General features: G+C 68.0%; 5 protein-coding genes and 1 pseudogene. All 6 read left to right on the top strand.

The window, feature by feature from the left end:
• Positions 1–355: 355 nt before the first annotated feature.
• On the top strand, positions 356–673 hold the full coding sequence (locus ACIA5C_RS43510; protein WP_396066155.1) for a MerR family transcriptional regulator: 318 nt from the start codon (positions 356–358) through the stop codon (positions 671–673).
• Positions 674–1,038: 365 nt separating this feature from the next.
• Complete coding sequence (locus ACIA5C_RS43515) at positions 1,039–1,725, top strand: SDR family NAD(P)-dependent oxidoreductase (RefSeq protein WP_396066157.1); 687 nt, start codon at positions 1,039–1,041, stop codon at positions 1,723–1,725.
• 168 nt (positions 1,726–1,893) lie between these two features.
• Positions 1,894–2,250 carry a hypothetical protein gene (locus ACIA5C_RS43520; protein WP_396066159.1) on the top strand — a complete coding sequence of 119 codons (357 nt, stop codon included), beginning with the start codon at positions 1,894–1,896 and terminating at the stop codon, positions 2,248–2,250.
• A gap of 212 nt (positions 2,251–2,462) precedes the next feature.
• Complete coding sequence (lon, locus tag ACIA5C_RS43525; RefSeq protein WP_396066161.1) at positions 2,463–4,772, top strand: endopeptidase La; 2,310 nt, start codon at positions 2,463–2,465, stop codon at positions 4,770–4,772.
• A gap of 226 nt (positions 4,773–4,998) precedes the next feature.
• Positions 4,999–5,742, top strand: a complete 744-nt coding sequence (locus ACIA5C_RS43530) for a GNAT family N-acetyltransferase (RefSeq protein WP_396066163.1) — start codon at positions 4,999–5,001, stop codon at positions 5,740–5,742.
• 2 nt (positions 5,743–5,744) lie between these two features.
• A pseudogene (gene infA / locus ACIA5C_RS43535) lies at positions 5,745–5,968 on the top strand (translation initiation factor IF-1).
• Positions 5,969–6,111 lie beyond the last annotated feature (143 nt).

Genomic DNA, 6,111 nt, shown 5'->3' on the forward strand with positions numbered 1-6,111 from the left:
TGTCGCACGTGTTCGGGGCCATGAAGTTGCGTGGGGCTTCGACACCGGCGGGCAGCACGACCGAAGTTGTACGACCGAAGTTGCAGTAGAAAAGTGGAAAGCAGAGGAAAGGGAGGGCTGAACACCGTTGGATCGCCCGCTACCAGGACGCAGTTCCGGCCCTGGGCGGTCACCGCAGTTTCCATCGAACGAGAGGTGGTCTCCGGTCACGCTTATGCGATCCTCGCGCCCCATGCCGCCGATGGCGGCCGGCGCGGATACGACAACCCGACGAATTCGTCGGTAGATGGTGTCCAACCTGTAGCCCTGGGCCCCGGCGCTTCTGCGTCGGGGCCCTCGTCATGGAGGAATGCATATGGCCCAACCCGACGATATGTTCGGCGACGACGACTACCCCGCCTACACGATGGGCCGCGCCGCGGAAATCACCGGCGCCACGCAGGACTTCCTGCGCCGCCTCGACGAGGCAAAACTGATCACCCCGTTCCGATCGGCCGGCGGACACCGCCGCTACTCCCGCTATCAACTGCGCCTGGCGGCGCGGGCCCGGGAGATGGTCGAGCACGGCACCGCTCTGGAAGCCGCGTGCCGGATCATCATCCTCGAGGATCAACTCGAAGAAGCCCTCCGCCAGAACGAGGAACGTCAGCGCCAGCAAAAAGACGGCGTCTGAGCCACCGGCGACAGTTCTGCTGCCGACCGGCCGTCTCGGTGCGGAACTGCCGCACCTCTCGTTGCGCGTCCGAGGTCGGTAGGCCGACGGAAGCCATCTCCCCGACCTGCGGATGATTGATCCGGATCGGCGCCCCGTCTGGACCAGGCAACCCAGGAACTTCTCTGCGCCCGGCGGGCACGCAGGTAGGCACCAAGAGCATCTGTCGTCTCGCTCACCGAGCCGGCCGCCTAAATCTCTGCCCGGCGGACAGCGGGGGTCCTGTCTCACCCCCGGCTGTTCAGGGCTCTGGTTGGCCACTGTGGCCGCGCATAGCGTGCCGAATGGTCCGATCGGGCCAGGCATGGCGACAGGAGACAAGGCTCATGACCGTCACATTGATCACCGGGGCTAACAAGGGCATCGGTTTCGAGACCGCCAGACAGCTCGGGGATCTGGGTCACGTCGTGTACCTCGGCGCGCGTGACGCCGGGCTGGGCGCGAAGGCCGCGGCCACCCTCGGTGCGCGATTCGTTCAGCTCGATGTGACCGACGACGCATCGGTTAGGGACGCGCTGGCGACGATCGAGTCGGCGGAGGGCCGGCTCGATGTTCTCGTGCACAATGCGGGCGTCCTCGGCGAGGGAATCGTCGATGGGCCCAAGGCTCTCCGGGTGTTCGACACCAACGCGGTGGGAATCGTCCGGGTCACCGAGGCGGCGCTGCCGCTGCTACGAAAATCGTCGAATCCCACGGTGGTCACCGTATCGAGCAGCATGGGGTCCTTCTGGGCGGTGACGAATCCCGACCGCCCGGAATTCGCTATGCCGCTCGCGCTCTATGCGGCGTCCAAGGCGGCGGCCACCATGCTCACGCTCCAGTACGCGAAGTCGCAGCCCGGCATCAAGTTCAACGCGCTCGAGCCCGGCACCACGGCCACCGACATGACCTCCGCATTCGGCATCGGAAGACCAGCGGAGGAGAGCGCCAAAGTTGTCGTGCGCTTGGCCACGCTGGGCCCGGACGGTCCGACCGGGACCCTTCAGGACGAGCTCGGAGAATTGAGCTGGTAAAAACATCCTTTCCGCTCCGGCGGCTACCTAAACGTATTTCTTAACCCATACTTTCGGCTGTCAATCAGGCGGATTACATGGGTGTGTCGGACCTTCCTCGTGACCATTTCGGGGGGTTTCCTGGTTGTAGCACGAGCCCCCGGTTGAAATGCGAGAAAGGGAACCGCGATGAATAAATTGACTCGAGTTCTGACCATGAGTGGCATGGGTGCGCTGGCCTCGCTGGCGATCGGTGCCGGCCCGGCTCAGGCCGCGGGCACGAGCAACTCGACGGCGGCCAAGCCGTCAGCCGGACAGGCGCAGCAGCGCCACGGCGGGGACCGTACGGTCGGCTACTACCGGTCGGGACGCGCCTGCGAGATGGCCGGGCGCATCGGCGAGCGGTTCGGCCGGTGGCACGACCACGACTGCGACTTCGTGCGGTTCGGATTCCACCGCGGCCAGTGGGAACTGCAGGTCAGCCGCGACCGGTGGGGCCACGGGCGCACCCTGCCGGGCCGGTACCCCCATTCATTCAGCCGCTGATAAAGAGCACCGACCGAGAGGGGAACCTGCCACGAACTGATTCGAGCCGCGCTTCTTCCAGGTCCCAGAGCGTCGCCGGGCATGCCGAATGCCCGGCGACGTTCTGTCGTCTCCTGGCAGCTGCCGGCGGGTTGTTCGCTGGCAGTGAACGCCGGAAGAGGTCCGGTCACCGGATGGTTGAGCCGCTCGTACTCAACTTTTCGGAGGCCCCAATGGCGAGCAAGCGACTCCCCGTGTTGTTCCTCGACGACATCGTCCTGCTCCCGGGCATGGTCGTACCGATCGAGCTGGACGAGGCGGCCCTGGCCGCCGTCGACGCGGCCCGCACCTCGGCCGACTCCGAGCTGCTGGTCGCACCGCGACTGGAAAGCCGCTACGCCGCCTACGGCGTCGTGGCGAGCGTCGAGCGGCTCGGTAAGTTCCGTGGCGGTTCCCCCGCCGCCGTTTTGCGTACGAGCGTGCGCGCCCGCATCGGCAGCGGCGTGACCGGGCCCGGCGCCGCGCTGTGGGTCGAGGCCGAGACGGTTCCGGTCGGCACGTTGGGCGAGCACGTGACCGAGCTGGCCGCCGAGTACAAGCAACTGGTCGTCTCGGTGCTGCAGCGTCGCGAGGCGTGGCAGGTCATCGACTCGGTCGGCGCCATCGACGACCCGGGTGACCTGGCCGACACCGCGGGCTGGGCGGCGTACCTGTCCAACGACCGCAAGCTTGAGTTGCTGGAGACACCCGACGTCGAGGCCAGGCTGCGGTTGCTCATCGAGTGGACCCGCGACTTCCTGGCCGAGTCCGAGGTCAGCGACAAGATCGAGACGGACGTCCGCGAGTCGGTCGAGAAGCGCAACCGGGAGTACCTGCTGCGCGAACAGCTCAAGGCGATCCGCAAAGAGCTCGGCGAGGGCGACGCGGACGGCACCGACGACTACCGCACCCGGGTCGAGGCGGCCGATCTGCCCGACGCGATCCGCGAGGCCGCGCTGCGCGAGGTCGACAAGCTGGAGCGGGCCGGCGACCAGAACCCCGAGGCGGGCTGGATCCGGACCTGGCTCGACACGGTGCTCGACCTGCCGTGGAGCGTCCGCACCACCGACAACACCGACCTGAACGCCGCCCGGGCGGTGCTCGACGCCGACCACCACGGCCTGAACGAGGTCAAGGAACGCATCGTCGAATACCTCGGTGTCCGTGCCCGCCGCGAGTCCCGCGGCCTGGCGACCGTCGGCGGCCGCGGATCCGGCGCGGTGATCCTGCTCGCCGGCCCGCCCGGGGTCGGCAAGACCTCGTTGGGCGAGTCGGTCGCGCGCACCCTCGGCCGCAAGTTCGTCCGGGTCGCGCTCGGCGGCGTACGGGATGAGGCGGAGATCCGTGGCCACCGGCGTACGTATGTCGGCGCTCTTCCCGGACGTATCGTCCGGGCCATCAAGGAGGCCGGTTCGATGAACCCGGTCGTGCTGCTCGACGAGGTCGACAAGGTCGGCAGTGACTACCGGGGTGACCCCGCGGCGGCGCTGCTCGAGGTGCTGGACCCGGCGCAGAACCACACGTTCCGCGACCACTACCTCGACTTGGACCTCGACCTGTCCGACGTGCTGTTCATCGCGACCGCGAACGTGCTCGACACCATCCCGCAGGCGCTGTTCGACCGGATGGAGCTCATCTCGATCGACGGCTACACCGAGAACGACAAGGTCGCCATCGCCCGCGACTTCCTGGTGCCCCGGCAGCTCGAGAAGGCCGCCCTGTCCCCCGGCGAGGTGACGGTCACCGAGGACGCGCTCCGCGAGATCGCCGCCAACTACACCCGCGAGGCCGGCGTACGGTCGTTCGAGCGGCTGCTCGCCAAGGCGTTCCGCAAGGCCGCCCTGGGCGATCTGCCGGCCACGGTCGGGGCCGCCGACCTCAAGGACCTGATCGGACGTCCCCGGTTCAACCCGGAGTCGTCCGAGCGCACCGCCGTCCCGGGTGTCGCCACCGGCCTCGCCGTGACCGGGATGGGCGGTGACGTCCTCTACATCGAGGCCTCGCTGCTGCCGGGTGACAAGGGCGGACTGTCGGTCACCGGCCAACTCGGGGACGTCATGAAGGAGTCGGCGCAGATCGCGCTCTCCTACGTCCGGGCGCACGCCGACGAGCTGGGCATCTCGCCGGAGCAGCTGGATCACCCGATCCACCTGCACGTGCCGGCGGGTGCAGTGCCCAAGGACGGGCCGTCGGCGGGTGTCACGATGACGACCGCGCTCGTCTCGCTGCTGCTCGGCCGCAACGTGCGGGCCGAGGTCGGCATGACCGGCGAGGTCTCGCTGACCGGCCGGGTCCTGCCGATCGGCGGGGTGAAGCAGAAGCTGCTCGCCGCCCAGCGGGCCGGCCTCACCGAGATCTTCCTGCCACAGCGCAGCGAGCCCGACCTCGACGAGGTTCCGGCCGACGTGCTGAAGGCGCTGACCGTCCACATCGTCTCGGACGTACGGGAGATTCTGAGCACGGCGTTGGAGCCGGTTGCCGTCAGCGCGGTACCGGCGATCTGAAAACCGAGAGGAGCCCGACCTCCGCGGGAGGTCGGGCTCTTTCCGTACGCAAATGGTTGGACGGCCGGACGCAGCGGCTGATAATTTCACTGCGCCGTGACACTGCCCGAGGAGGTGAGACCCGTGAACGTTCAGTCGATGTGGGTGCTCGCCCTCGTTGTCACGGACCAACCGCTGACCTAGGTGTCGTCGGGAGCGCCCCGCAAGGCATCCCGAAAGGCACACCATGGATTTGATTGCGCACATCGCGCCTGGCCAGTGGCATGCGCTGGAAGACGACCTCGTGGTCGGCCGAGGCGCGACATCGCGCCGGCTCGACGGGCGAATGTTCGTCAGCATCGACGCCTGGCACACCGTGGCCTTCAACCGGCTGGCCGAGACCATGCTGGCGACCCTGCCGCGGCCGCTGCACACCGTGGTCGACGAGGGCGATCTCGACCTGACCGCACAATGGCGGGGCGCCGGTTTCACCACCCGGCGGCGCGAGTGGGAGTACGCCGTACCCACCGATCCCGGCGCCACCGGCCTCGGCTCGGTTCCGCCGTCCGGCGTGACGATCAAGGCCTTCGGCCGGGCCGAACAAGCCCCGCTGCGCGACCTGGACCGCGCGATCCGCGACGACATCGAGGCCGGGCCCGGATGGCACGACATGCCGGCCGAGGTGGTGGCCGCGCCCGTCCTCGATCCTTCCAAGTACGCCGTGGCGGTCGAGGCCGGCCGATACGTGGGTCTGCTGCGGGTCGCGACGGCGACCCGGCGGCCCCGGATCGGGCTGATCGCGGTCCGGGCCGGGCATCGGCGCCGCGGCATCGCCCGTGCGCTGCTGGCCCACACACTGGGTGCGCTGCACCACGTCGGCAAACAGACCGCCTCGGCCGAGGTGACCGAGTCCAATGTGGCCGCAACGGCGCTGTTCGAAGGCATCGGGGCCCGGCGCACCGGCAGCAGCCTCGAGCTGGTGCTCGGCTGACCATGGCGAGAACATCGAAAGGAATCGAGCTCGAAGGCACCGTCCTCGAATGCCTGCGCAACGCCACGTTCCGGGTGGAACTGCAGAACGGTCACACGGTGCTCGCCCACATCAGCGGGAAGATCCGGAAGAACTACATCAAGATCCTTCCGTACGACCGGGTACTGGTGGAATTGAGCCCTATGACCTGACGAGAGGCCGCATCCTCTTCCGCTACCGCAACTAGACATCTTTCGCGGTCAGGGTCTGGTCGGTGTTGGTGGAGATAGACCTATTCCGGTGAGGTAGCCGTCGATCAGACGGGTGCGGTATTGCATCCGTTTGAGGCGGTTCTTCACCACGGCGGCGAGGCCGGTGGCGGTGTGGACG

The organism is Actinoplanes sp. NPDC051343, from assembly GCF_044455125.1.
Taxonomy (GTDB): Bacteria; Actinomycetota; Actinomycetes; order Mycobacteriales; family Micromonosporaceae; genus Actinoplanes.